This is a genomic window from Mycobacterium sp. 1165178.9, assembly GCF_001673555.1.
GTDB lineage: Bacteria > Actinomycetota > Actinomycetes > Mycobacteriales > Mycobacteriaceae > Mycobacterium.
Genome location: NZ_LZMB01000192.1, coordinates 1 through 608, shown reverse-complemented (window position 1 = coordinate 608; position 608 = coordinate 1). Strand labels below are relative to the sequence as shown.

The following is a 608-nucleotide window of genomic DNA, read 5'->3' as shown; positions in this document are numbered from 1 at the left end:
TCGCGGCCGCGCGGAATCCGGTCGATCATCGCGCGCGAGAAGACGTAGCACCCGGCGTTGATCTGGTCGGTCGGCGGCAAGGGCACCCGATTGCGGCCCCTGACGCTGTCGGCGCCCAAGCCGATGCTGCCCACCGCGGGGTTGCCGTTCCTCACGCATCTGCTCTCGCGGGTCGCCGCGGCCGGCATCGACCACGTCATCCTGAGCACCTCCTATCAGGCCGCGGTGTTCGAGGCCGAGTTCGGTGATGGCTCCAAGCTGGGTTTGCAGATCGAGTACGTCACCGAGGAGCGGCCCCTGGGCACCGGCGGCGGCATCGCCAACGTCGCCGGCCATCTGCGGCACGACACCGCGATGGTGTTCAACGGCGACGTGCTTTCCGGCGCCGACCTGGGCCAGATGCTCGACTTCCACTCGGCTCAGGAAGCCGACGTCACGCTGCACCTGGTCCGGGTGGGCGACCCGCGGGCGTTCGGCTGCGTGACCACCGAGGAGGGCCGCGTCACCGCCTTCCTGGAGAAGACCCAGGACCCGCCGACCGACCAGATCAACGCCGGGTGCTACGTCTTCTCGCGCGCGATGATCGACCGGATTCCGCGCGGCCGCGA

1 protein-coding gene and 1 pseudogene are annotated in these 608 nt (G+C 69.7%); one reads left to right on the top strand and one right to left on the bottom strand.

What is annotated here, in order from left to right; all coding sequences use genetic code 11:
- Positions 1 to 77, bottom strand: a pseudogene (locus tag A5652_RS29130) (hypothetical protein); the annotation flags it as partial.
- Between A5652_RS29130 and A5652_RS09295 the strand changes: the two are divergent.
- Positions 58 to 608, top strand: a 551-nt coding sequence (locus A5652_RS09295; RefSeq protein ID WP_156745236.1) for a nucleotidyltransferase family protein, incomplete at its 3' end; no start/stop codon positions are given. The pseudogene A5652_RS29130 and the gene A5652_RS09295 sit on opposite strands and share 20 nt — an antisense overlap.